Annotated in this window: 25 protein-coding genes; 10 read left to right on the top strand and 15 right to left on the bottom strand. The window is 70.8% G+C overall.

What is annotated here, in order from left to right; all coding sequences use genetic code 11:
- The first annotated feature begins 33 nt into the window (after window positions 1-33).
- On the top strand, window positions 34-1041 hold the full coding sequence (locus AB0C26_RS38375; protein ID WP_360257939.1) for a hypothetical protein: 1008 nt from the start codon (window positions 34-36) through the stop codon (window positions 1039-1041).
- On the opposite strand, the gene AB0C26_RS38370 is transcribed toward AB0C26_RS38375, so the two are convergent.
- The 3 genes from AB0C26_RS38370 to AB0C26_RS38360 form a co-directional block, all read right to left on the bottom strand.
- The gene (locus tag AB0C26_RS38370) at window positions 1032-2336 is read right to left on the bottom strand and encodes an MFS transporter (RefSeq protein WP_360257936.1); all 1305 of its coding nucleotides are present in this window, start codon (window positions 2334-2336) and stop codon (window positions 1032-1034) included. The genes AB0C26_RS38375 and AB0C26_RS38370 overlap by 10 nt on opposite strands.
- 41 nt (window positions 2337-2377) lie before the next feature.
- The gene (locus tag AB0C26_RS38365) at window positions 2378-2839 is read right to left on the bottom strand and encodes an Lrp/AsnC family transcriptional regulator (protein WP_360257934.1); all 462 of its coding nucleotides are present in this window, start codon (window positions 2837-2839) and stop codon (window positions 2378-2380) included.
- Between the two features lie 141 nt (window positions 2840-2980).
- Entirely contained in the window at window positions 2981-3130 is a 150-nt protein-coding gene (locus tag AB0C26_RS38360) for a hypothetical protein (RefSeq protein WP_360257932.1), read from the bottom strand.
- 43 nt (window positions 3131-3173) lie between these two features.
- Between AB0C26_RS38360 and AB0C26_RS38355 the strand changes: the two genes are divergently transcribed.
- Entirely contained in the window at window positions 3174-3362 is a 189-nt protein-coding gene (locus tag AB0C26_RS38355) for a hypothetical protein (RefSeq protein WP_360257929.1), read from the top strand.
- A 150-nt stretch (window positions 3363-3512) separates the two neighbouring features.
- Here AB0C26_RS38355 and AB0C26_RS38350 read toward each other — a convergent pair whose 3' ends face one another.
- Window positions 3513-3803, bottom strand: a complete 291-nt coding sequence (locus AB0C26_RS38350) for a hypothetical protein (protein ID WP_360257926.1) — start codon at window positions 3801-3803, stop codon at window positions 3513-3515.
- A gap of 141 nt (window positions 3804-3944) precedes the next feature.
- Between AB0C26_RS38350 and AB0C26_RS38345 the strand changes: the two genes are divergently transcribed.
- Window positions 3945-4793 (top strand): universal stress protein, encoded by an 849-nt coding sequence (locus tag AB0C26_RS38345; protein WP_360257924.1) that lies wholly within the window; start codon window positions 3945-3947, stop codon window positions 4791-4793.
- Here the strand turns inward: AB0C26_RS38345 and AB0C26_RS38340 are convergent.
- From AB0C26_RS38340 to AB0C26_RS38325, 4 genes are all read right to left on the bottom strand, one after another.
- Window positions 4790-5461, bottom strand: coding sequence for a type 1 glutamine amidotransferase domain-containing protein (locus tag AB0C26_RS38340; protein ID WP_360257921.1), 672 nt, complete (start codon window positions 5459-5461; stop codon window positions 4790-4792). The two genes, AB0C26_RS38345 and AB0C26_RS38340, sit on opposite strands and share 4 nt — an antisense overlap.
- Window positions 5462-5535: 74 nt before the next feature.
- Window positions 5536-5907, bottom strand: coding sequence for an Asp23/Gls24 family envelope stress response protein (locus AB0C26_RS38335; protein ID WP_360257919.1), 372 nt, complete (start codon window positions 5905-5907; stop codon window positions 5536-5538).
- 51 nt (window positions 5908-5958) lie between these two features.
- Window positions 5959-6837, bottom strand: a complete 879-nt coding sequence (locus tag AB0C26_RS38330; RefSeq protein WP_360257916.1) for a hypothetical protein — start codon at window positions 6835-6837, stop codon at window positions 5959-5961.
- 4 nt (window positions 6838-6841) lie between these two features.
- Window positions 6842-8227 carry an amino acid permease gene (locus tag AB0C26_RS38325; protein WP_360257914.1) on the bottom strand — a complete coding sequence of 462 codons (1386 nt, stop codon included), beginning with the start codon at window positions 8225-8227 and terminating at the stop codon, window positions 6842-6844.
- An 89-nt stretch (window positions 8228-8316) separates the two neighbouring features.
- Between AB0C26_RS38325 and AB0C26_RS38320 the strand changes: the two genes are divergently transcribed.
- The 4 genes from AB0C26_RS38320 to AB0C26_RS38305 all read left to right on the top strand — a co-directional run bounded on the left by AB0C26_RS38320 (window position 8317) and on the right by AB0C26_RS38305 (window position 11112).
- On the top strand, window positions 8317-8652 hold the full coding sequence (locus AB0C26_RS38320) for a hypothetical protein (RefSeq protein WP_360257912.1): 336 nt from the start codon (window positions 8317-8319) through the stop codon (window positions 8650-8652).
- Window positions 8622-9647, top strand: coding sequence for a radical SAM protein (locus AB0C26_RS38315; RefSeq protein WP_360257910.1), 1026 nt, complete (start codon window positions 8622-8624; stop codon window positions 9645-9647). The genes AB0C26_RS38320 and AB0C26_RS38315 overlap by 31 nt, the downstream gene beginning before the upstream one ends.
- Window positions 9648-10080: 433 nt before the next feature.
- Window positions 10081-10608, top strand: a complete 528-nt coding sequence (locus AB0C26_RS38310; protein ID WP_360257907.1) for a phosphoesterase PA-phosphatase — start codon at window positions 10081-10083, stop codon at window positions 10606-10608.
- A 21-nt stretch (window positions 10609-10629) separates the two neighbouring features.
- The gene (locus AB0C26_RS38305; protein WP_360257904.1) at window positions 10630-11112 is read left to right on the top strand and encodes a cupin domain-containing protein; all 483 of its coding nucleotides are present in this window, start codon (window positions 10630-10632) and stop codon (window positions 11110-11112) included.
- A gap of 74 nt (window positions 11113-11186) precedes the next feature.
- Here AB0C26_RS38305 and AB0C26_RS38300 read toward each other — a convergent pair whose 3' ends face one another.
- The 3 genes from AB0C26_RS38300 to rfbB all read right to left on the bottom strand — a co-directional run bounded on the left by AB0C26_RS38300 (window position 11187) and on the right by rfbB (window position 13240).
- Window positions 11187-11339 (bottom strand): hypothetical protein, encoded by a 153-nt coding sequence (locus AB0C26_RS38300; RefSeq protein WP_360257902.1) that lies wholly within the window; start codon window positions 11337-11339, stop codon window positions 11187-11189.
- Between the two features lie 105 nt (window positions 11340-11444).
- Entirely contained in the window at window positions 11445-12278 is an 834-nt protein-coding gene (gene rfbD / locus AB0C26_RS38295; protein ID WP_360257900.1) for a dTDP-4-dehydrorhamnose reductase, read from the bottom strand.
- The gene (gene rfbB / locus AB0C26_RS38290) at window positions 12278-13240 is read right to left on the bottom strand and encodes a dTDP-glucose 4,6-dehydratase (RefSeq protein ID WP_360257898.1); all 963 of its coding nucleotides are present in this window, start codon (window positions 13238-13240) and stop codon (window positions 12278-12280) included. The genes rfbD and rfbB overlap by 1 nt, the downstream gene beginning before the upstream one ends.
- A 46-nt stretch (window positions 13241-13286) precedes the next feature.
- Here rfbB and rfbA point away from each other — a divergent pair, with 46 nt between their 5' ends.
- The 3 genes from rfbA to AB0C26_RS38275 all read left to right on the top strand — a co-directional run bounded on the left by rfbA (window position 13287) and on the right by AB0C26_RS38275 (window position 16573).
- Complete coding sequence (gene rfbA, locus AB0C26_RS38285; RefSeq protein WP_360257896.1) at window positions 13287-14162, top strand: glucose-1-phosphate thymidylyltransferase RfbA; 876 nt, start codon at window positions 13287-13289, stop codon at window positions 14160-14162.
- Entirely contained in the window at window positions 14159-14788 is a 630-nt protein-coding gene (locus AB0C26_RS38280) for a dTDP-4-dehydrorhamnose 3,5-epimerase family protein (RefSeq protein ID WP_360257893.1), read from the top strand. Before rfbA ends, AB0C26_RS38280 begins: the two co-directional genes overlap by 4 nt.
- 306 nt (window positions 14789-15094) lie before the next feature.
- Entirely contained in the window at window positions 15095-16573 is a 1479-nt protein-coding gene (locus AB0C26_RS38275) for a sugar transferase (RefSeq protein WP_360257891.1), read from the top strand.
- Window positions 16574-16633: 60 nt separating this feature from the next.
- Here AB0C26_RS38275 and wecB read toward each other — a convergent pair whose 3' ends face one another.
- The 4 genes from wecB to AB0C26_RS38255 are packed head-to-tail and all read right to left on the bottom strand — an operon-like array spanning window position 16634 to window position 21000.
- Window positions 16634-17764, bottom strand: coding sequence for a non-hydrolyzing UDP-N-acetylglucosamine 2-epimerase (wecB, locus tag AB0C26_RS38270; protein ID WP_360257889.1), 1131 nt, complete (start codon window positions 17762-17764; stop codon window positions 16634-16636).
- Complete coding sequence (locus tag AB0C26_RS38265; RefSeq protein WP_360257887.1) at window positions 17764-19020, bottom strand: nucleotide sugar dehydrogenase; 1257 nt, start codon at window positions 19018-19020, stop codon at window positions 17764-17766. Before AB0C26_RS38265 ends, wecB begins: the two co-directional genes overlap by 1 nt.
- A gap of 13 nt (window positions 19021-19033) precedes the next feature.
- A complete protein-coding gene (locus AB0C26_RS38260) occupies window positions 19034-19819 on the bottom strand; it encodes a WecB/TagA/CpsF family glycosyltransferase (RefSeq protein WP_360257885.1) in 786 nt (261 codons plus the stop codon).
- A complete protein-coding gene (locus AB0C26_RS38255) occupies window positions 19816-21000 on the bottom strand; it encodes a hypothetical protein (RefSeq protein ID WP_360257882.1) in 1185 nt (394 codons plus the stop codon). Before AB0C26_RS38255 ends, AB0C26_RS38260 begins: the two co-directional genes overlap by 4 nt.
- Window positions 21001-21248: the final 248 nt, after the last annotated feature.

The following is a 21248-nucleotide window of genomic DNA, read 5'->3' as shown; positions in this document are numbered from 1 at the left end:
GGGTACTGAACGTACCTAACGAGGAGGACGCTGATGCGCGGTCGCGGTATCACCTACGACACCGGATTCGTGCGGGACGGGCGTACCTCGCGGCCGGTCTTCGATCTGCGCCAGGTGGCGCGGGAACTCAGCATCATCAGGGCCGATCTGCACTGCACGGCGGTTCGGATCACCGGCGGCGACCCGGAGCGGATCGAGGCGGCGGCGGCGATCGCGCTGCGCGAAGGGCTGGAGGTGTGGTTCTCGCCGTACCCTCTGGAACTGAGCGAGAGGGCGATGCTGGCGCTGTTCGCCGACTGCGCGCGACGGGCGGCGGGACTGCACGGCGATGTCGTCTTCGTCGCCGGGGCGGAGCTGAGCCTGATGAACCCGGGGTTCCTGCCGGGCGGTGACGTCCGGGAACGGGTCGCGTCGCTGCGCCGGCCGGACGGCGTACGGGAAACGATCGACGGTCTGAGCGTACGGCTCAACGACTTCCTCGGGCGGGCCGCGCCGGCGGTGCGCGAGCATTTCCGCGGGCCGCTCACGTACGCGTCGGTGCCGCTGGAGCGCGTGGACTGGACGCCGTTCGACTTCGTGGCCGTGGATCTGTACCGCTCGGCGCGGGTGGCGGACCAGTTCGCCGAGGGGGTACGGACCCTGGTCGCCCAGGGCAAGCCGGTGGCGATCACCGAGTTCGGCTCGGCGACCTTCCGGGGTGCGGGCGACGTCGGAGCCGAAGCGCTCGACATCGTCGAGTACGACCCGGACGGCGGCCCGGCCCGGCTGACCGGCGACCACGAGCGGGACGAGGAGGGCCAGGCCGGCTACCTGCGGGAAACCCTCGAAGTCTTCGACGCCGAGGGCGTGGACAGCGCTTTCGTCTTCATCTTCGCGCTCGGCGACCACGTGCACCGGCCGGACGGCGACCCGCGCGACGACCTCGACCTGGCCAGCTACGGCGTCGTGAAGGTCTACGAGGACCGCGCGGGCGAGACGTACCCGGACCTGCCGTGGGAGCCGAAGGCCGCCTTCCACGCGGTGGCCGATTTCTACGGCTGATCGCGCGGGCGCAGGGCCGGGGCGCTCGCGGCCACGAAAACGGCCAGCAGCACGGGGATTCCGAGCGCGACGGGCAGGGTGACCACGGTGGCGGCGGCGCCGATCAGGACCGGGCCGAGCAGGAAACCCAGGTAGCCGATGCTGACCACTGTCGACAGCGCCCGGCCGGCGCGCTCGGGATCCTGGTCGCCGGCGGCGGTGAACACCTGCGGCGCGATGCAGGACAGGCCCGCGCCGAGCAGCCCGAAACCCACCACGCCGGCGAGCGGCTGATTCACCAGCAGGGCGACGCCGAGGCCCACGGCGGCGAGCAGTCCGCTGACGCGGACGAGAAGAACCGGTCCGAGCGTACGGGTCAGCCGGTCACCGAAGACCCGGCCGGCGGTCATCATGACGGCGAAGGCGGCATAGCCGTACGCCGCGACGCCCGCACTGGTTCCGAGATTGTCCCGCAGGTAGACGGCGCTCCAGTCGGCGGCCGCGCCCTCACCGACGAGCGTGCACAGCACGAGAACACCGAGAAACATCAGCCGCAGCGACCGCCGCCCACCAGCCCGCGCCGAGGAGGAAGGCCCTGGCGGAGAAGAAGACGCCGGCGGAGAGAAAGACGCCGGTGGAGAGACGGCCGCCGGCTCGGCGGAAGCTGCCGATGAGGAGGAAGCTGCCGGTGAGGAGGAAGAGTTCGGCGCGGAGACGGACGCCGGCGCGGCGGAGAAAGCGGGCCGCGAAGGGAGCAACCAGGACGCCGACCAGACGGCCAGCGCGACAACGCCAGCCCCGACGGCCAGAAGGGTGAGACCCACACCGGCCCCGGACCGGGCGAACAGGCTGCCGATCATCGCGCCGAGGAAACCGCCGACGCTGTACACGGCGTGGAACGACGACATGATGGGGCGGCCGGCCGCGCGCTGGACCTCGATCGCGTGGGCGTTCATGGCGATGTTGAGCGTGCCGTGCGTCGCGCCGAACAGGAACAGCGCCGCACACAAGGCGGTCAGCCCACCGGCGAACCCGGGCGGCACGAGCAGAACACCCTCGAGGACCATCGCCGGTACGAGCACCCGGCCGCTGCCGAACCGGTCACTGAGCCGCCCGATCACCACCATCCCCGCGATGCAGCCGGCGGCGAACGCCAGCAGCGCCACGCCGAGCCGCCCGTCCCCGAGGCCGAGGTTGCTCTTGACCGCCGGAATGCGCGCCGTCCACACTCCGAGCGCCGTCCCGAAGCCGAGGAAGGCCAGCGACGCCGCCACCCGCCCCCGCCGCACACTTCGATCGACCAACGTCAGTTCCACAGTGACCACTCAAGGTCACATCGCCCCTTGAATCAAGCCCTTCAGGGCACGGGAGTGGGCTTGTCGGCGATCACCTCGTAGACCAGGTCGGTGGTGATGGGACCGATCTGGGCCAGGTCGTCGGTGATCTCCTCCAGGTCGCGCAGGCCGGTGGCGACGATCTCCATCATGTAGCAGGACTCGCCGGTCACCCGCAGGCAGCGCACGATCTGGGGGTGGCGCTCGAGAACCGTCGCGATCCGGGTGTCGAACAAGGGGCCGTCCATCCTCATCCGCACCACCGCGCGCAGCGGGTAGCCGACCGCCTCGGGGTCGACGTGGGCCGCGTACGCCGTGATGATCCGCTGGTCCTCCAGGGCGCGCAGGCGCGCGCGGGTCGCCGAGACGCTGAGCCGGATCTCGCCGGCCAGGTCACTGAGGGTTGCGCGGCCGTCGCGCTGCACGGCCTCGAGCAGCGCATGATCTGTTTCGTCCAGCTCTTTCAGAGCGCCGCCGTTCGTCACCCGGCGATGATGCCGCAGAACCGGCGGCGCGTCGGTAAATGTTCGGCAAATGTGCGGCGCGGGTGGGGCGGATCACGACACCTGAACCCGGCCGGGCCCGCCGCGTCTTCGACGATATGAAGATCGAATCGGACTTCCCCATCACGTCCGCGACATCGGCGCCGCCGTCATCCCGGCGTACGCGGCCCGGGCCGACCGCGCCGGGTTCGCCACGCTGGCCGGTAACTTCGACGCCGCGCGCAAGGCCTGGCCGAAGGCGGGCCGTGACGGATCGCCGCGGCTGATCGCCATCAACTACTTCGCCTTCGACGACCTCGAGCAGGGCCGGGCCGGCGTGGCCGACTACTACGGCACGGCGCCCGCCACATACCGCGACATCGTCGTCGGCAGCATCGCCGCCGGCGCCCAGGCCGCCCGCGCCGCCGTCCGGGCCTTCGCCGATCTGGGCGCCGACGAGCTGGTCTTCCAGCCGTCCACGGCCGACCCGAACGGCGTCGAGCGGCTGGCCGCGGCCGTCCGCTAAGGCCCATCTGGCGGATCGCCTGGGTCGGAGGCGAGGTCAGGGGGATGGCTGGCGTCGGCCTCGAGGCGGCCGAATACCGGGGTCGTACGGGGGTGTTCCGCAGCCGCCGTCAGGCGCCGCCTGGACCATGCCGCAGCCCCGCGTGATCCATCAGATCGGCCCTGGTTCCATGGGGTGGCGCTCCTGCTCGCGGAGCGCCAGCCACCCCATGGCCCGCAGATATTGCGGCCGGGTGATCGCGCCGGACGCCAACTGGGCGGCCAGGGCGCCCTCAAGGCTCTCGGGCGAGCGCGAGGGCGAGGCCAGGGCCGGGGCCGGGCCCGAGGCCGGGGACGCGAACGGCGCGGAAGGCAGCGGCGGCGCCGAGGGCAGGACCCGGAACCAGGACACCATCACGCCGATCATCAGGGCCAGCAGGATGACCAGCACCGCGACCACCATCGTCGAACACCTCCGCCCTCCAGCCTGGTCGCGGACGGCGTACGCCGACAGGGTCCTTGGTCCCGCCCTCTCGGGGCAGATCGCCCCTGCCGCCCGCCGGCCGCACGGCCGACGATCAAGGGGACGGAAGGGAGAACGGCCATGAGGAATCCGGCAGTGGTCGTCGGCACGGACGGCACCGCCTGCGGCACCGCGGCGGTCGAGTGGGCGGCGGGCGAGGCCCGGCGGCGGGGCACGACGTTGCGGATCGTGCTCGCCTACGACTGGGATCTGCACGAGATCGGCGACGAGTACCTGAACGTGGCGCGCAACCTCGCCGAGACGACAGTGGCCGCCGCACACGCCCGGGCCCGCGCCGTCGAGCCGGGCATCACGATCGAAACCGAGGTTCTTGCGGGGTACGCCGTACCCCGGCTCCGGGAAGCTTCCGCGGGAGCCGCGCTCCTGGTGGTCGGCAGCCGCGGCCACGGCGGCTTCGCCGGGATGCTGCTCGGCTCGGTCGGGCGCAAGATGGCCCTTCAGGCGCCGTGCCCGGTGGTCGTGGTCCGGGGCCGTGACGCCCCCGCCGGCCCGGTGGTGACCGGCCTCGACGACTCCGACGCGATGCTGCCCACCGCCTTCGAGGCGGCCGCGGCCCGGGGGACGGGGCTGACCGTGGTCCGCGCCGTCCGCCCGGCGGTGCCGTTGTGGCTGGGGGTGCCGGCCACCGCCGTACCCCTGCCCGAGGACGACGACGCCGAGCGCGAACAGCTCGCCGCGCAGCTCGCCCCCTGGATCGAGAAGTACCCGGGGGTGCCGGTCACGACCGTGCTGTCGCACGACAGCCCGGCCGCCGCCCTCGTCGCCGCTTCGGCCAGGGCGCAGCTCGTCGTGGTCGGCAGCCACGGGCACAGCAACGTCAGCGGGGCCCTGCTCGGGTCCACCGGCCTGCAGTTGCTGCACCACGCGCACTGCCCGGTGCTGATCGACCGCTCGGCCGCCCCGATCTAGAGCTGCTGGAGCAGGGCCTCGGCCACGGCTTCGGACGACTGCGGGTTCTGGCCGGTGACCAGGTTGCGGTCGACCTCGACGTGCGAGGACCAGGGCGCGCCGGCCTCGACCTTGACGCCGGCGGAGTTGAGACGGTCCTCGAGCAGCCAGATCGCCTTGTCGGCGTTGCCGGCCTGGGTCTCCTCGGCGTTGGTGAAGGCGGTCACCCGGTAACCGGCGAACGCGTTGCGGCCGTCGCTGTCGACGGCGGCCAGCAGCGCGGCCGGGCCGTGGCAGACCACGCCGAGCGGGGTGCCGGCGCGCAGCGCCTCGGCCAGCAGCTCACCGGAGCGGGCGTCGACGGCCAGGTCCTCCATGGGTCCGTGGCCGCCGGGCACGTAGACCGCCGCGTAGTCGGCCAGGTTCACGTCGGCCAGCGCGATCGGGTGCTTGAACTCGTCGGCGGCGTCGAGCACCTCGCGGAACTTCGCGGCGTCCCCGGCCAGGCTGCCCTGGTCGACCGGCGACACCACACCGCCCGGCGTCGCGACGACGATCTCGTGACCCGCCTTCTTGAACTCCTGGTAGGGAACCGCGGCCTCCTCGGCCCAGAAGCCGGTCGGGTGCTTCGAGCCGTCCTTGAGCGTCCACGCGTCGGCGCCGGTCATGATGAACAAGATCTTCGACATGCCTCAACGCTAGGCCGGGCACCCATCGAGCGGCCAATAGTCCAAGGAATGCGTGCGATCGGTTTCCCGATGGCTCACAAACCCGGCTGGGCCGGCATCGCGATGTCGTCGACCTTGACGTTCACACCGGTCACGGTCAGGCCGAAGCCGGAGACCGCCGTCGACACCGCCGCCTGCACGGCCTTGATGACGTCGGCCACGACGGCGCCGGCCGCGATCACCAGCACGACGGTGACCTCGACGGTCGCACCCTTGACCGACGCGTGCACGCCGCGGGTGGCGTCGCCGACCTCGTCCAGGCCGATCCGGTCGAGCACCCGGTCGAAGAAGCGGGCCACGTCGCCGCCGAGGTCGGCCACGCCGGGCACCTCGCGGGCCGCGGCCGCCGCGATCTTCTCGACCACCTCACGGGAGACGCTGTTGACACCCGTCACGCCGTCGCTCATGACACTCCCCACCGAAACGCCCAGCCGGAAACGCGGGCAGCGTATCAACGATCATGGAATGTCGTTGCTCTGCGGGGCGACGACCGGGGTCATCGCCCGCCATCCGTCGCCGTTGATCGCCCGAGCCCGGGCGGCCAGCCGTCGCAGCGCCTGGTCGGCGGCCTCGGTGCGCTCCGAGCCGCTGTAGCCGATGAAGGCGATCAGGCCGGGTTTCGGCTCCCAGGCGATCGCCGCGTTGCCGCCGAAGACCGAGGTGAGGTCACCGGTGGCGTAGAGATGGTCCTCGTACCCGCCGGCCGCGGCCACCCCGGTGAAGGTCAGGCCGCCGCCCAGGGCCTCCCGCTCGCCCAGGTCGGCCGAGCCGTACCGGACCTCGTGGATCGACGCCGGGCGGTAGGTGCCGGAGGCGACGACGGACAGTCCCGGCGGCGGGCTGACGACCGGCCGCCCGCCGGAGAGCCGGACCCGGTCCGCGATCGCCCGCAGATCGGCCGCGGGCAGGTCCCCGCGGACCCGGACGTGCGCAGCGCCGAGCGCCTTGACGACCATCTGGCGGGTGGAGGCCGCCCCGGAAACGGGATAGGTGACCACCGCGCCGTCGTGGCCGAGCGAGCCGCCCGCGCGCCGGACCAGGACCGTCCACGGGCCGCCGGCGGCCGTGGTGTCGCGGCGTTCGAGACCGGTGCCCGCGGCGCAGGCGCCGTCGATCACGATGGCGACCGGCGAGGCGCCGGTGAGCGCGGCGGGCGCGCCGCGGGCCGGTACCCCCGTACAGGAAGAAGGGGTGAGGGTGACCGGAGCCGGCTGCTCGCCTCCGTCGCGGTTGAGGAACAGGAAGGCGACGGCCAGCGCGAGTACGCCGACGACCGCGACCGCCACGGGAAAACGCCGGGGCGGCTTGTCCGGCCCGAAGCTGACGATGTCGGTCACGCGGCTAAGTATCGTTCAACTTCGAATGGTGGCGGCTGTAGAAGAAGTACACGGCCGCGCCGAGCAGGAACCAGATCACGAACCGGAGCCAGGTGACCGGGTCGAGGAACGTGATGAGCCAGATCGAGAAGAGCACGCCGACCGCCGGGACGACCGGCATGCCCGGCACCTTGAACGATCGCGGCAGATCGGGACGCCGGTAGCGGAGCACGATGATCGCCACGCAGACCACCACGAAGGCCAGCAGGATGCCGATGTTGGTGAGCTCGGCCGCCTCCCGGATCGGCAGGAAGCCCGCGATGATCGCCGAGGCGGCGCCGGCGATCCAGGTCACCCGGGTCGGCACGCGCCGGCGCGGATGCAGGCCGGCGAACCAGGCCGGCAGCAGGCCGTCGCGGCTCATCGAGTACCACACGCGGGTCACGCCGAGCATGAAGGTGAACATGACGGTGAGGATGCCGATGATGGCGCCGACCGCGATCACGTCGGCCAGCCCGGAGAGGCCGACCGCGGCGAACGCCGACGAGAAGCCGCTCTCGGGGTCGATGTCCCGATAGTTCTGCATGCCGGTGAGCACGAGGGTGGCCAGCACGTACAGCACCATGGAGATGGCCAGCGAGTAGATGATCGCGCGGGGCAGGTGGCGCCGCGCGTCCTTGCTCTCCTCGGCCGCGGTGCTCATCGCGTCGTACCCGAACACCGCGAAGAAGACGGTGGCGGCGCCGGTGACCGCGCCGCTCCAGCCGAACGGGAAGAACGGCGAGTAGTTGCCGGTGTTGATGTGGAAGAACCCGACGACCACCACCAGCAGGACCACGAAGATCTTGATGCCCACGACCACCGTCTCGGCCCGGGCCGCCGCCCGGATGCCCTGATTGAGGAGGTACGCGATCAGGAGGCACAGAATCATCGCGAAGAGGTCCACCACGTGCCCGTCGCCGCTGCCCGGGGCGCCGAGCATCCAGGCCGGCAGGTCGAGGCCGAGCTCGCCGACCAGGAACGAGAAGTAGCCGGAGATGCCGATGGCCACCACGGCCACGATCGCCGTGTACTCGAGCAGCAGATCCCATCCGATGAACCAGCCGACGATCTCACCCAGGACGACATAGCCGTACGTGTACGCGGAGCCGGCTTTCGGGATCATCCCGGCGAATTCGGCGTACGACAGGGCGGCCGCCGCCGAGGCGATGCCCGCGATGAGGAACGAGATCAGGACCGCCGGGCCGGCCGTCTCGTGCGCCACGGCCCCGGCCAGCGCGAAGATGCCGGCGCCGATGATGCCACCCACCCCGATGGCGGTGAGCTGCCACAACCCGAGCGAGCGCTGCAGGTCGGTGCCGCGCTCGTCGTCCATGTCCTCGACGGGCTTGCGCCGGAAGATGCCCTCCATTCCCTCACCTTGCATCAACACATGTGAATGCGCTAGACCTTCACAGATCGGCCACCCGACCTCCGCGCCCGATCCCTAGCGTTCCCGGCATGCGCGTCACGATGATCCTGCCCGCGTTGACCGAGGCCACCAGCCCGCTGTTCCGCCCGATCAAGTATTCGCTCTTCCCGCCGCTCGGGCTGGCCACGCTCGCGGCCTACCTCTCCCCCGACGACGAAGTGCGCATCCTCGACGAACACGTGTCCACGCTCGACGTGGACGACGACACCCCCGACCTCGTGGTCATCCAGGTCTACCTCACCTCGGCCCGGGCGAGGACACGTGGCCGGAGTTCCTGGCCGACTTCCGCCGGGGGGCTTTCGCGAGCAGATACACCTCTTCCCGCCGTACGCTCGTGGGCCTCCCGCCGATCCGCCGGGACCTGATCCAGCGGCACCGCTACCTCGTACCGAACTCGATCGTGGTGACCCGGGGCTGCCCGCACCACTGCGACTTCTGCTACAAGGACGCGTTCTTCACCGGCGGCAAGTCGTTCTACACGCAGCTGGTCGACGACGCGCTGGCCGAGATCGACCGCCTGCCCGGCAAGCACCTGTACTTCCTCGACGACCACCTGTTCGGCAACAAGCGGTTCGCCACGGCCCTGTTCGACGGCATGCGCGGCATGGGCCGCGTGTGGCAGGCGGCGAGCACGGTCGACGCCGTACTCGCCCCCGGCCTGCTCGAAAAGGCGGCCGACGCCGGCCTGCGCAGCATGTTCGTCGGCCTGGAGACCATCAACGCGGCGAACCTGCCCGCCCAGCGCAAACGCCAGAACGTGGGCCGCGACTACAGCGCCGTCGTCCGCCGCCTCCACGACAGCGGCGTCATGATCAACGCCAGCTTCGTCTTCGGCATGGACGACGACACCCCCGACGTCTTCGACCGCACGGTGGCGTGGGGCGTCGACCACGGCCTGGAGACCGCGACGTTCCACATCATGACGCCGTATCCGGGCACGGCCCTGTACAAGCGCATGGAGCCCCGCCTGCTGCACCGCGACTGGGACCGCTACGACACCCGGCACGTGGTCTACGAGCCCCGGGGCATGACCGCCACCCAGCTCGAGGAGGGTTACTGGCGCGCCTACCGCGACTTCTACCGCTGGCGCTCGATCTGGCGCGGCGCCGCCGGAAAGCCACCCCGCTCCCGCCTGCGCCACCTGGCCTACGCCGGCGGCTGGAAGAAGTTCGAACCCCTCTGGGACGCCCTGATCAGATCCGGTCAGGTGCTGCGAGCCCTCCCCCTACTCGAACACGCCCTTTCCTGGCGCGGCCAGTCCCCGCCCATCCCGAAGATCCGAACTCAGGAGTCCCGTACGCATGCCCAGCATGCCAGAGCCGAACAGCTCCGCCAGCGAATCCTCCCCCGGGCCCGTTGACGACCAGCGCCGCTCAAACGAGGCCCGCTCCGCGCTCCTCAGCGAAGCGGCAGAGACGTTCTTCGCGGAACAGCTTCACAAGCTGGGCCTTTCTCACGATCAGGTAGAGGCCCAGAAGGAAGCGGAACTCAAGACGTCTCTGGCGGTAATCGATGACGCGCTACAGCATCCCGATTCCTTCGGCACGATCACCGTCGACATCACACCCAGACCACCCGAATCGATCTGCCCGGCACCGGCATCGACACGCTGGCAAAAGGACTCGGGTGCCGGGGGCCGCTGGTCGCCGGCCACCGGAGGGGGTAGAGGCCCGGACGGGCTGCGCGCGGTGTGGTTGGTCATGGTTTCGGCGTACCGGGCACGGGCGGGACCTATCGTTCTGCGGGTGACACTGCAACAAGGCGCCCGTTCGGGGACCGAGACGCTGGCCCGTGTGATTACCGAAGTCTTCGCCCCGGCGGTGCTTGTCACCGCCCTTCTGCTGGTGGTGGGCGGGTGGTGGGGTGTGCCGGCGGCCGTCTTCACGGCGGGCATTCCCATGGCGTACGTCTTCCGGGGCGTGCGACGCGGCGACTGGGCCGACCATCACATCCCCGAGCGCGCCCACCGCCGCGCGCCCCTGCTGTTCGGGGTGGGCTCGGTGGCCGTCGGGCTGACCGCGCTGATTCTGCTCGGGGCGCCCCGGTCGCTGCTCGCGCTGATGATCGCCGGCGTGGCCGGCCTGCTGGTCTTCGGTGCCGTCACCGCGTTCTGGAAGATGTCCATCCACGCCGGTGTCGCCGCCGGCACGGTCGCCGTCCTGGTCGTCGTGTACGGGCCGTGGGCGCTGCTCAGCGCCCTGCTGCTGCCCCTGATCGGCTGGTCCCGCGTGCGGCTCACCGCGCACACCCCGGCCCAGGTCGTCGCCGGGACGCTCACCGGCGCGCTGATCGCCGGCATCGTCTTCCCCGCGCTGCGCTGATCGACGGGGGACAATCAGGTCATGACGTATCCTCCGCCGCTGTATCACGGGGACAAGGGCGAGGTCAGCGCGACCTACCGCCCGGACGGCACCGCCCCGGAGCTCGTCTATCCGACGAACGGCACCCGCGTGCACTATCTGTCCACCGGTGCCTCGACCAACGGCCTGTTCGGCCTCTACCGCTGGGAGTGCGGTCCCGGCGTCACCGGCCCCGACCCGCATTTCCATCACACGCTGGCCGAGAGTTTCTACATTCTCAACGGCGTCATGAGCATCTACAACGGCGAACGCTGGATCGAGGCGTCGCCGGGCGACTACGTGCACGTGCCACCGGGCGGCGTGCACGCCTTCAAGAACCGTTCCGGCGCCCCGGTCTCGATGCTGCTGCACTTCTCACCGGGCGCGCCCCGGGAGGGCTACTTCGAGGGGCTGGCCCATCTGGACGAGATGAGCGACGAGGAGAAGGCAGCCTTCTATCTGGAGCACGACAACATCTGGCTGTGATCCGTCACGCGGGCCGGGGCGCGATCGCCGTCCCGGCCCGTGACCGAAATCCGCGGCGACGGCCTGACAGCCGGTCAGTCGTCGTCCCCGTCGTCGCCGTCGTCATCGTCGTCGTCCCCGTCGCCGCCGGGGCAGCCGGAGAGGGTGAGCACCGTGGCGACGCCGCCCGCCGCGAGCAGCACCCGCCCGAAGAAGGCGCGCCGGCCGATCCGTTCCTCATCGTCCATACCGGCATTCTGGCAAGCCGGGCGGCCGGCCGGAACCCACCGGCAGCGAGAAGCGCCGGTACGCTCCCGGCGTGCCATGGTCGATCTCGGTCATGCCGGGCGGGGTCAGCGCAGCAGGGACGGCATCGCCTCCTGGAGCATCGGGCGCCATTCGGGCAGCGGGGCCACGCCGGTCTCGGCCCAGCGGGCGTGGCCGAGGACGCTGTAGGACGGGCGCTTGGCCGGGCGGACGAAGCGGTCGCTCGTCGTCGGCCGTACGCGGGAAGGGTCGTGACCGGCCTCGGCGAAGACCGCCTGAGCCAGCCCGAACCAGGTGGTCGAGCCGGCCGCCGTGCCGTGGTAGACGCCGGGCGCCGCCGGCGACCGGCCCAGGGCGACCAACTGCCGGGCCAGGGCGTACGACCAGGTGGGCGGCCCGGTCTGGTCGTCCACCACGTCGACGGTGTCGCGTTCGCGGGCCAGGCGCAGCATCGTCCGCACGAAGTTGTTGCCGTGTTCGCCGTAGAGCCAGGCCGTGCGCACGACGGAGCCGCCGGCGGCCAGGACCGCCCGCTCCCCCACGGCCTTGCTCCGGCCGTAGGCGTTCACCGGGGCCGCACCGGCGTCCTCGGGGTACGGCGAGGTGGCCGTACCGTCGAAGACGTAGTCGGTCGAGACGTGGATGAGGCGCTTGCCGGCGGCCGCGGCCAGCACCGCTACCGCGTGCCCGTTGACCGCGGTGGCCGCCTCCTCGTTCGCCTCCGCGCCGTCGACGTCGGTCCAGGCGGCGGCGTTGAGGACCACGTCAGCGCCCTCGACCGCCTGGCGCACGGCCGCCTCGTCGGCGATGTCGAGCGAAGCCCGGGTCGCGGCGACGACCTCCGTCTGACCGGCTTCGCGCAGAGCGAGGACCAGGTCGCGGCCGAGCATGCCGCCGGCGCCGGTGACGAGCCAGCGCATCAGAGGCCGGCCCGGGCCTTGAGCGGCTCCCACCACTCGCGGTTCGACCGGTACCACTCGACCGTCGCGGCCAGGCCGGCCTCGAGGGTGACCGCCGGCGCGTACCCCAGCTCCTCGGAGATTTTGGTGATGTCGAGCGAGTAGCGGCGGTCGTGGCCCTTGCGGTCCTCGACCGGGCGGACCATGTCCCACCCGGCGCCGCAGGCGTCCAGCAGCATCTGCGTCAGCGAACGGTTGGACAGCTCGGTGCCGCCGCCGATGTTGTAGACCTCGCCCGCGCGGCCCTTGGTCAGGGCGAGCTGGATGCCGCGGACATGGTCGGAGACGTGCAGCCAGTCCCGGACGTTGCCGCCGTCGCCGTACAGGGGAACCTGCTTGCCGTCGAGCAGATTCGTGACGAACAGCGGGATGACCTTTTCCGGGAACTGGTAGTGGCCGTAGTTGTTGGAGCAGCGGGTCACCACCACGTCCATGCCGTGCGTGCGGTGGGCGGCCAGGGCCATCAGGTCGGAGCCGGCCTTGGAGGCGGCGTACGGCGAGTTCGGCGCCAGCGGCCAGGTCTCGGTCCACGAGCCCTCGTCGATCGACCCGTACACCTCGTCGGTCGAAACGTGCAGGAACCGCCCGACTCCGGCATGCCGGGCCTCGTCGAGCAGCACCTGCGTGCCCAGCACGTTGGTGGTGACGAACGGCGTGGCGCTCTGAATCGAGCGGTCCACATGGGACTCGGCCGCGAAATGGACGATCGCGTCGTGTCCGGGCAGAAGTTCGCGAAGCAGCGCGGCGTCGCCGATATCGCCCTGGACGAAGCGGAGTCGCTCATGCGACACCGGCAGATTGGCCCGATTGCCCGAATAGGACAGGAGGTCGAGCACGGTGACGTCGGCGTATTCGTCCTGAAGGACGGCGCGGACGTACTCCGATCCGATGAAACCGGCACCACCGGTCACGAAAATGTGCACGGCTGGCGAGTGTAGACGTGCGCCGCACTCTGCGTAACCTGCGCGGGTGCGAGGAATTCTGCTCGCCGGGGGAACCGGCTCACGTCTCTGGCCCATCACCATGGCCATGTCCAAGCAGCTCATGCCGATCTTCGACAAACCCATGATCTACTACCCGCTGACCACCCTGGTGTCGGCCGGGATCCGGGAGATCATGATCATCACGACGCCCGAGGACCAGCCGCACTTCGAGCGGTTGCTCGGCGACGGCTCCCAGTTCGGCCTGTCGCTGACGTACGCGGTGCAGCCGCGCCCCGAGGGCATCGCACAGGCCTTCCGCATCGGGGCCGACTTCGTCGGCGACGAACCGGTGGCGCTGATCCTGGGCGACAACATCTTCCACGGCGTCGGCCTCGGCCGTCAGCTCACCCGCTTCGCCGAGCCCGCGGGTGGCCGCGTCTTCGCCTATCCGGTGGCCGACCCGGAGCGCTACGGCGTCGTCGAGTTCGACGAGGCGGGCAAGGTCCTCTCGATCGAGGAGAAACCCGAGAAACCCAAGTCCACGTACGTCGTACCCGGGCTCTACTTCTACGACGCCGACGTGGTGCGCATCGCCGAGAAGCTCGAGCCCAGCGCGCGCGGCGAACTCGAGATCACCGCCGTCAACGAGGAGTACCTGCGCCAGGGCCGGCTGGACGTCACAGTGCTCGACCGGGGCACCGTCTGGCTCGACACCGGCACCTTCCAGTCGATGGTCCAGGCCTCGGAGTACGTACGGGTCATCGAGGAGCGGCAGGGCCTGAAAATCGGCTGCGTCGAGGAGGCCGCGTGGCGGCTGGGTTTCATCGGCGACACCCGGTTGCGTGAGCTGGCCCAGCCGCTTCTCAAGAGCGGCTACGGCCAGTATCTTGAACGCCTGCTGGACATGGGAGGTCCCCGGTGAAGATCCGCCCCTTGAGCATCGAGGGCGCGTGGGAGGTCACCCCCGTGCAGCACGGCGACGACCGTGGCACGTTCCTCGAGTGGTACCGCTTCGACCGCCTGGCCGAGGCCGTGGGTCACGCGCTGGATCTGAGGCAGGCCAACCTCTCCACCTCGGCGCGCGACGTCGTGCGCGGCGTCCACTTCGCCGACGTGCCACCGGGGCAGGCGAAATACCTGACGTGCGTGTCGGGCTCGGTCCTGGACGTGGTGGTCGACCTGCGGGTCGGCTCGCCCACCTTCGGCGCCTGGGAGGCCGTGCCGCTCGACGACGTCGAGCGCCGCGCGGTCTATCTGGCCGAGGGTCTGGGCCACGCGTTCTGCGCGCTGACCGACGACGCGACAGTCGCCTACCTGTGCTCGGCCACCTACCGTCCCGGCCACGAGCACGGCGTGCACCCGCTCGACGACGAGCTCGGCATCGACTGGCCGGCCGGCACGCCGCTGCTCTCGCCGAAGGACGCGGCGGCGCCGACGCTGGCCGAGGCACGGGCGGCGGGGCTGCTGCCGCGATACGACGAGTGCCGGGAATTCACCGCAACCCTGCGTCGGGTTCAAGACATTCAACCATCCCCGCCGGACGATTGACCGGGGGCCATGCGGTTGGTATGTGGCGCGCATTTCCGCGGCGGTGTGCGGCGATGCACGACGAGAACCGAAGATAGTCCGATGTGACCACTTTGGACCGCGTTTCTTCGGCACCCTCATCCGAACCGTCATCGGACTCACACGGAAAGGCGTAGCGCGAACGGCCGTCCGTTCGAAATTCTTTCTCGTGTGTGTCCGGCGGGTAACCCGCAGCGCCGCGTGTCCGGCATGTCCGATACGTCGAGGTCCGGACCATGGATAGATGAAAGTCGATGACGGAGGCACGGAGTGCAGACAGTCGATTCAGTGTCGACCCTTGACCTCAGTGACAGAGTTCCGCAGCTCAACGGCCGTCCCCGAGCGGGCCGGGCCCGCAGCGGGTGGCAGAACAAGTACGTGCTGGCCCTCTACCTCATCGACTTCGCCGTGGGACTGGCCGCCGCGAACTCGGCGTTGCTGCTGCGCTTCGGCACGCCGAACCGCGACCCCTTCGCCACCGGCTATTTTCTATTGACATTTCTCATTCCTGTGGCGTGGCTGGCCTGCCTCACGCTCAACCGGGCGTATGAGCCACGTCACCTGTTCGTCGGCACCGACGAGTACGCCCGGGTATTTCGTTCCGGATTGGCGCTGACCGCGGTCCTGGCCATTGTTTCGTTCTCCTTCGACCTGCGTTTGGCCCGCGGTTACGTCATTATCGCGATGCCCCTGGCGGTGGCCGTCAGCCTCGCCTGCCGATTCGCGCTGCGGCAGCTCCTGCACCGCACCTGGGCCCGCGGCCGGCACCTGCACCGGGTCATCCTGGTCGGCCACGAGCGGGCGGTCGCCGACATGGCCCGCCGGCTGGGCCGAGAGCGCCACCACGGCCTCGACGTCATCGGGGCCTGCCTGCCCCCCGGCCCGAGCCGCGGCGGCTTCGTGCTCGGTCTCCCACCCGTCTACGGCACCTTCGACGGCGTGGCCGCCGCGGTCGCCCGCTCCGACGCGGACACCGTGGTCGTCCTCTCCTGCCCCGAGATCGACGGCCCGGCCCTGCGGCGCCTGGCCTGGCAGCTCGAACGCGACGACGTCGACCTCATCGTGGCCAGCACCCTGGTCGACGTGGCGGGCGACCGCACGACGATCCGCCCGGTCGACGGCCTGCCGATGCTGCACGTCGAACACCCGCGGCTCAAGGGCAGCGCCCGGCTCGTCAAGGCCGCCTTCGACCGCGTCGGCGCCTTCGTGCTGCTGCTGCTCGCCTCCCCGGTGCTGGCCGTGGTGGCGGCCATGGTGGCGTTCGACCCCCGCGGGCGCGGGCCGGCCATCTTCCGCCAGGAGCGCGTCGGCAAGGACGGTCAGCTGTTCACCCTGTACAAGTTCCGCACCATGGTGGTGAACGCCGAGGCCCGCCTCATCGAGCTGCGCAACCTCAACGACACCGACGGCGAGCTCTTCAAGATGCGCAAGGACCCGCGGATCACCCCGATCGGCCGGTGGCTGCGCCGCTTCTCCATCGACGAGCTGCCCCAGCTGTTCAACGTCCTCAAGGGCGACATGTCGCTGGTCGGCCCCCGCCCGCCGCTGGCCCGTGAGGTGGCCGGCTACCCGTCCGACATGCTGCGCCGGCTCGTGGTCAAGCCCGGCCTGACCGGCCTGTGGCAGGTCTCCGGCCGCTCCGACCTGTCCTGGGAGGAGTCGATCCGGCTCGACCTCACGTACGTCGAGAACTGGTCCCTCTCCATGGACCTGGCCATCCTGGCCCGCACGGTCAGCGCCGTGGCCCGCAGCTCAGGCGCGTACTGAGGACGACAGAGAAAAGCGGCCCGGTCCCCCTCGCGGGGGCCGGGCCGTTTCCCTTGCCAGTCAGGCGGGCGTGCCGACCGCCGTGTCCCGGGCGTCGGTCGGGCGCAGCCGGACCGGCGCGGCCAGGTGTGCGAGCAGCACGTCGGCGATGCGGTCGCCGGCGTGGCCGTCCCAGAGGGCCGGGGCCCTCTTGGCCGGCGGGTCGGCCAGGACCCGGCGGGCCGTGGCCACGATGAGCTCCGGATCGCGGCCCACGAGGATGTTCGTGCCCTCGGTCAGGGTGATCGGGCGCTCGGTCGAGTCGCGCGTGGTCAGGCAGGGCACGCCGAGCGCCGTGGTCTCCTCCTGGATGCCGCCGGAGTCGGTCAGCACCAGGCGGGCCGACGCCTGCAGGGCGATGAAGTCGAGGTAGCCGGCCGGCGGGATCAGCCGGATGCCCTCGGGCAGGCCGGCCGTCTCGAGGCGGGCGGCCGTGCGCGGGTGCACCGGCAGGATCACCGGCAGTTCCCTGGCCACCTCGCCGAAGGCGCCCAGCAGCGCGCCCAGGATCTCGGGCGAGTCCACGTTGGCCGGCCGGTGCAGGGTCGCCAGCGCGTACCCGCCCGGGGTGAGCCCGTGCCGGTGCAGCGCGTCCGAGCCGAGCGCCCGGTCCAGGTTCGCGTGCAACGTGTCGATCATGACGTTGCCGGCGAGGTGGATCTGGTCGGAGTGGTAGCCCTCGGCCCGCAGGTTGTCGACGCCGTCCGGCGACGGGGCGAACAGCAGGTCGCTGAGCCGGTCGGTGGCCAGCCGGTTGACCTCCTCCGGCATGCTCCAGTCGCGGCTGCGCAGGCCCGCCTCGACGTGGGCCACGGTGATGCCGGCCTTGGCCGCCACCAGCGCGCAGGCCAGCGTCGAGGTGACGTCGCCGACCACCACCACCGCGTCCGGCTCGAGCTCGTCGACCAGCGGCTCGAAGGCGAGCATCACCCGGGCCGTCTGCTCGGCGTGGCTGCCCGAACCGGTGCCGAGGTGGCGGTCCGGCTTGCGCAGCCCCAGATCGGTGAAGAACACGTCGTTCATCGCGGCGTCGTAGTGCTGGCCGGTGTGCACCAGCACCACCTCGGCGCCGCGCGCCTCGAGCGCGTCCATCACCGGCTTGACCTTCATGAAGTTGGGCCGGGCCCCGGCCACACAGATGATCCGCGGCATCAGATCACCTCGACCGTGTCACCGGACAGCCGGCGGCGGGTGTCGAGCAGGCACGAGGCCTCGCGGCCGATCATGTCGTAGTCGAACTCGTCGTGGTCGGCCAGCAGCACCACCGCGTCGGCCGCCCGCACCTCCTCGGCGTCGGCCGTGACCATGGTGAGGTCGTCGGCGCCGTGCACGGCCTCGACCACGTGCGGGTCGGCCACCCGGACCTCCGCCCCCATCTGGCGCAGCAGCTGCACGACGCGGACCGCGGGCGATTCCCGGGCGTCGCCGGTGTTCTTCTTGTACGCCAGGCCCAGCAGCAGGATCCGGCTGCCGGAGACCGAGCGCTGGCGGCGGTTGAGCGCCTCCATGAGCCGGCGCACCACGTAGTCGGGCATGTGGTTGTTGATGTCGTTGGCCAGGTCGACGAAGCGGAAGCTCTGGCCCAGGGCCCGCTGCACCCGCCACGACAGGTAGGACGGGTCGATCGGCAGGCAGTGACCGCCGACGCCGGGGCCCGGCGTGAACCGCATGAAGCCGAACGGCTTGGTCGAGGCCGCGTCGATCGCCTGCCACACGTCGATGCCGAGGTCGTGCGAGATCATCGCGATCTCGTTCACCAGCGCGATGTTCACGTGCCGGAACGTGTTCTCGATGAGCTTGGCCAGCTCGGCCTCGCGCATCGAGGAGACGGTCACGGTGGTCTCCACGACGCTGTCGTAGAACTCCTTGACCCGCTTGAGCGACGCCTCGTCGAGGCCGGAGACGACCTTCGGCGTGTTGACCAGGTTCCAGTTCTGGTTGCCCGGGTCGATCCGCTCGGGGCTGAAGCCGAGCTGGAAGTCGGTGCCGGCGGTCAGGCCGGACTCCTTCTCCAGGATCGGCAGGACGACCTCCTCGGTCGTGCCCGGGTAGGTGGTCGACTCCAGCACGACCAGCGCTCCGGGGCGCAGGTGCCCGCCGAGCATCTCGGAGCAGGCTTCGACGTACGACAGGTCGGGCGCACCGTCGCGCAGCGGCGTCGGCACCGTGATGACCGCGATGTCGAAGCCGGCGCAGTCGGCCGGATCGGTGCTGGGCCGGTACTTCCCGCCGGCCAGCACGGCTCGCAGCCGCTCGGCCGGGATGTCCTCGACGTACGACTCCCCCTCGACGAGACGGCCGACGCGGACGGTGTCGACGTCGAAGCCGACGACCTCGTGACCGACCTCGGCCGCGCGGACGGCCAGCGGCAGTCCCACGTAGCCCTGACCGGCGATGACAACTCGCATGGTGCTTTCCCCTTCAGTTGCGCTCGGCGGCCGGCGTACGCGCGGTCCGTACCCACTCGCGGGCGACGAGCCCGACGAAGGCCACGTTGGTGGTCAGGTAGCGGCGGCCGAGACGGCGCGGCTCCTGCAGTGCCCGGTAAAGCCATTCGCAGCCCACCCGTTGCCAGGCGGCCGGCGCGCGCTTGACCACACCGGCCAGCACGTCGAAGGAGCCGCCGACGCCGTGCACGACCTTGGCGCCGGTGCGGGCGCCGTGGGTGGCGACGAAGACCTCCTTCTTGGGTGAGGTCATGCCGAGGAAGAGCAGGTCGGCCCCGCTGGCCTTGATGCCGTCGGCCACCGCCTCCGACTCCTCGGCGGCGTAATAGCCGTCGCGGTAGCCGGCGATCTTCAGTTTCGGGTGCTGCTTGCGGATCCGCTCGACCATGGTCTCGAGGACGTCGGGCTTGGCGCCGAGGAAGTAGACCGAGTGGCCGCGCAGCTCCGCCATGTACATGAGCCGCTGGAACAGGTCGATGCCGGCGACCCGCTCGGGCAGCGGCCGGCGCAGCACCTTGCTGGCCCAGACCACCGACTGGCCGTCGGCGACGATGAGACCGCAGCCGGTCACCGCGTCGCGCAGGGCCTCGTCGCCGCGCATCTTGACGATTTTGGCGGCGTTGACGACGCCGACCTCCAGCAGTTCGCCCTTGCCGACCGAGTCGAGGCAGCGCTGGACGGTCTCCTCCAGGGTGAGCGCGTCCAGCGGCATGCCGAACAGGTCGCGGCGCGCCTCGGAGCTGGTGGCCGTGGTGCTCATCGCGCGATCCCTTCCGCCGGAACCTCCACGGAGGCGAGCCAGGCGAAGTAGAGCCAGCCGAACTCGTACGGCCGGCACTCGCGGTCGAGCGAGAGCGGCTTGTAGACCCGGTCGATGACCGAGAGCTTCAGACCCGACTTGGCCCGGGTCGTGACCGTGTGGGCCGCGCGCACGATTTTGCGCGGATCGCCACGGAAGACCTTCCGGACCGTAAGGCCCTCGTCGTCGAGCAGCATCGGGTTCTCCGTGTCGCCGAGCTCGGCCGGGCCGAGCAGCCACAGCAGGCCCTTGCGGATCGGCTCGTCGAAGTCGCTGATGCCGCCGGCCGCCTCGGCCAGGTCGAGCAGCGCCATCGGGCCCATCGCGTGCTGGTGGACGGTGTAGACCGGGTAGCCCTCGACGACCTCGCCGGTGCGGGCGTCGTAGTGCCACCACCACTGGCCGTCCGGGCCCTGGAGGCGGCAGATCTGGTCGGCCGTGGTGCGGGCCGCCCGCAGGGCCTCGGCGTCGCCGCCGTCGGCCGAGTGGTGCAGCCGGGCCAGCGCCTGGATCGGGTAGACCTGGTCGGCGAAGCAGGCGACGTGGTCGCGGTAGGGCTTGACGAGGCCGGGGCCGGTCGCGTGCGGGAACAGCGGGCTGCCGGGCCGGACGCTGTCGAGAAGCCGCCGGCGGGCCTGCGCGAGGTGGTCCTCCACATCGGCCTGCTTGCGGGCGGTGGCGAGCGCGGCGACGACCCAGGACGCCTCCACCACGTACTCGGCGGCGGTGCGCCGGTCGAAGGCCCGCAGCCGCTCCAGCGCCTCGGGCAGCCGCGGGTGCCCGATCTGGGCGGCGGCCCAGGCGACGAGCGCGATGTCGCCGAGGTTGGTGCTCGTCGCCTGCCGGTCGACGAGCAGCGCCACGTACTTCTCCAGGTCGTGGCCGCCGAGCAGGGCGGGTACCTGGTCGGCCGGGAGCCAGGCGACGCCGAGCGCCACGATCGCGGCGTAGCGCAGGCTCGTTCCGGACAAATGCGCACTCACCGCGCCATTTTCGGCGGTGAATACTCGAGTGAACGCGAACTCGTCCGTTTCGGTGCGGTACATCGTGGGCAATCCGCGCGACGCGAGCGCGAGAAGCCGATTGGTCAGGTCGATCGTCTCGCCGTCGAGGTGGACGTATCTCGCTGGTGCTGACGTCATGGCGTCCTTCCGGAGGCAGGGCGACCGGCGGGCTGGAACAGGGTGCCCGCCAACGTTTTTTGCGTGGCCGACGCTGAGGCTACTGAGGACGATCCACCCACGGGAAGGTATGACGGGTTGCTGACTCGCCGTTACGGGCGATTCGCGCGGAGGCTTCCGTTTACTCCGACCGTACGGCAGACGCCTCTTTCAGAATGGTCACTACGGATTCGACGTTTCGGACCGCGCTCTCACACCTTCGGACGATG

Source organism: Actinoplanes sp. NPDC048796, assembly GCF_040650035.1.
Lineage (GTDB): Bacteria > Actinomycetota > Actinomycetes > Mycobacteriales > Micromonosporaceae > Actinoplanes.
Note: the sequence above shows the minus strand (reverse complement) of the source record. Positions and strands in the feature narration are given on the sequence as shown.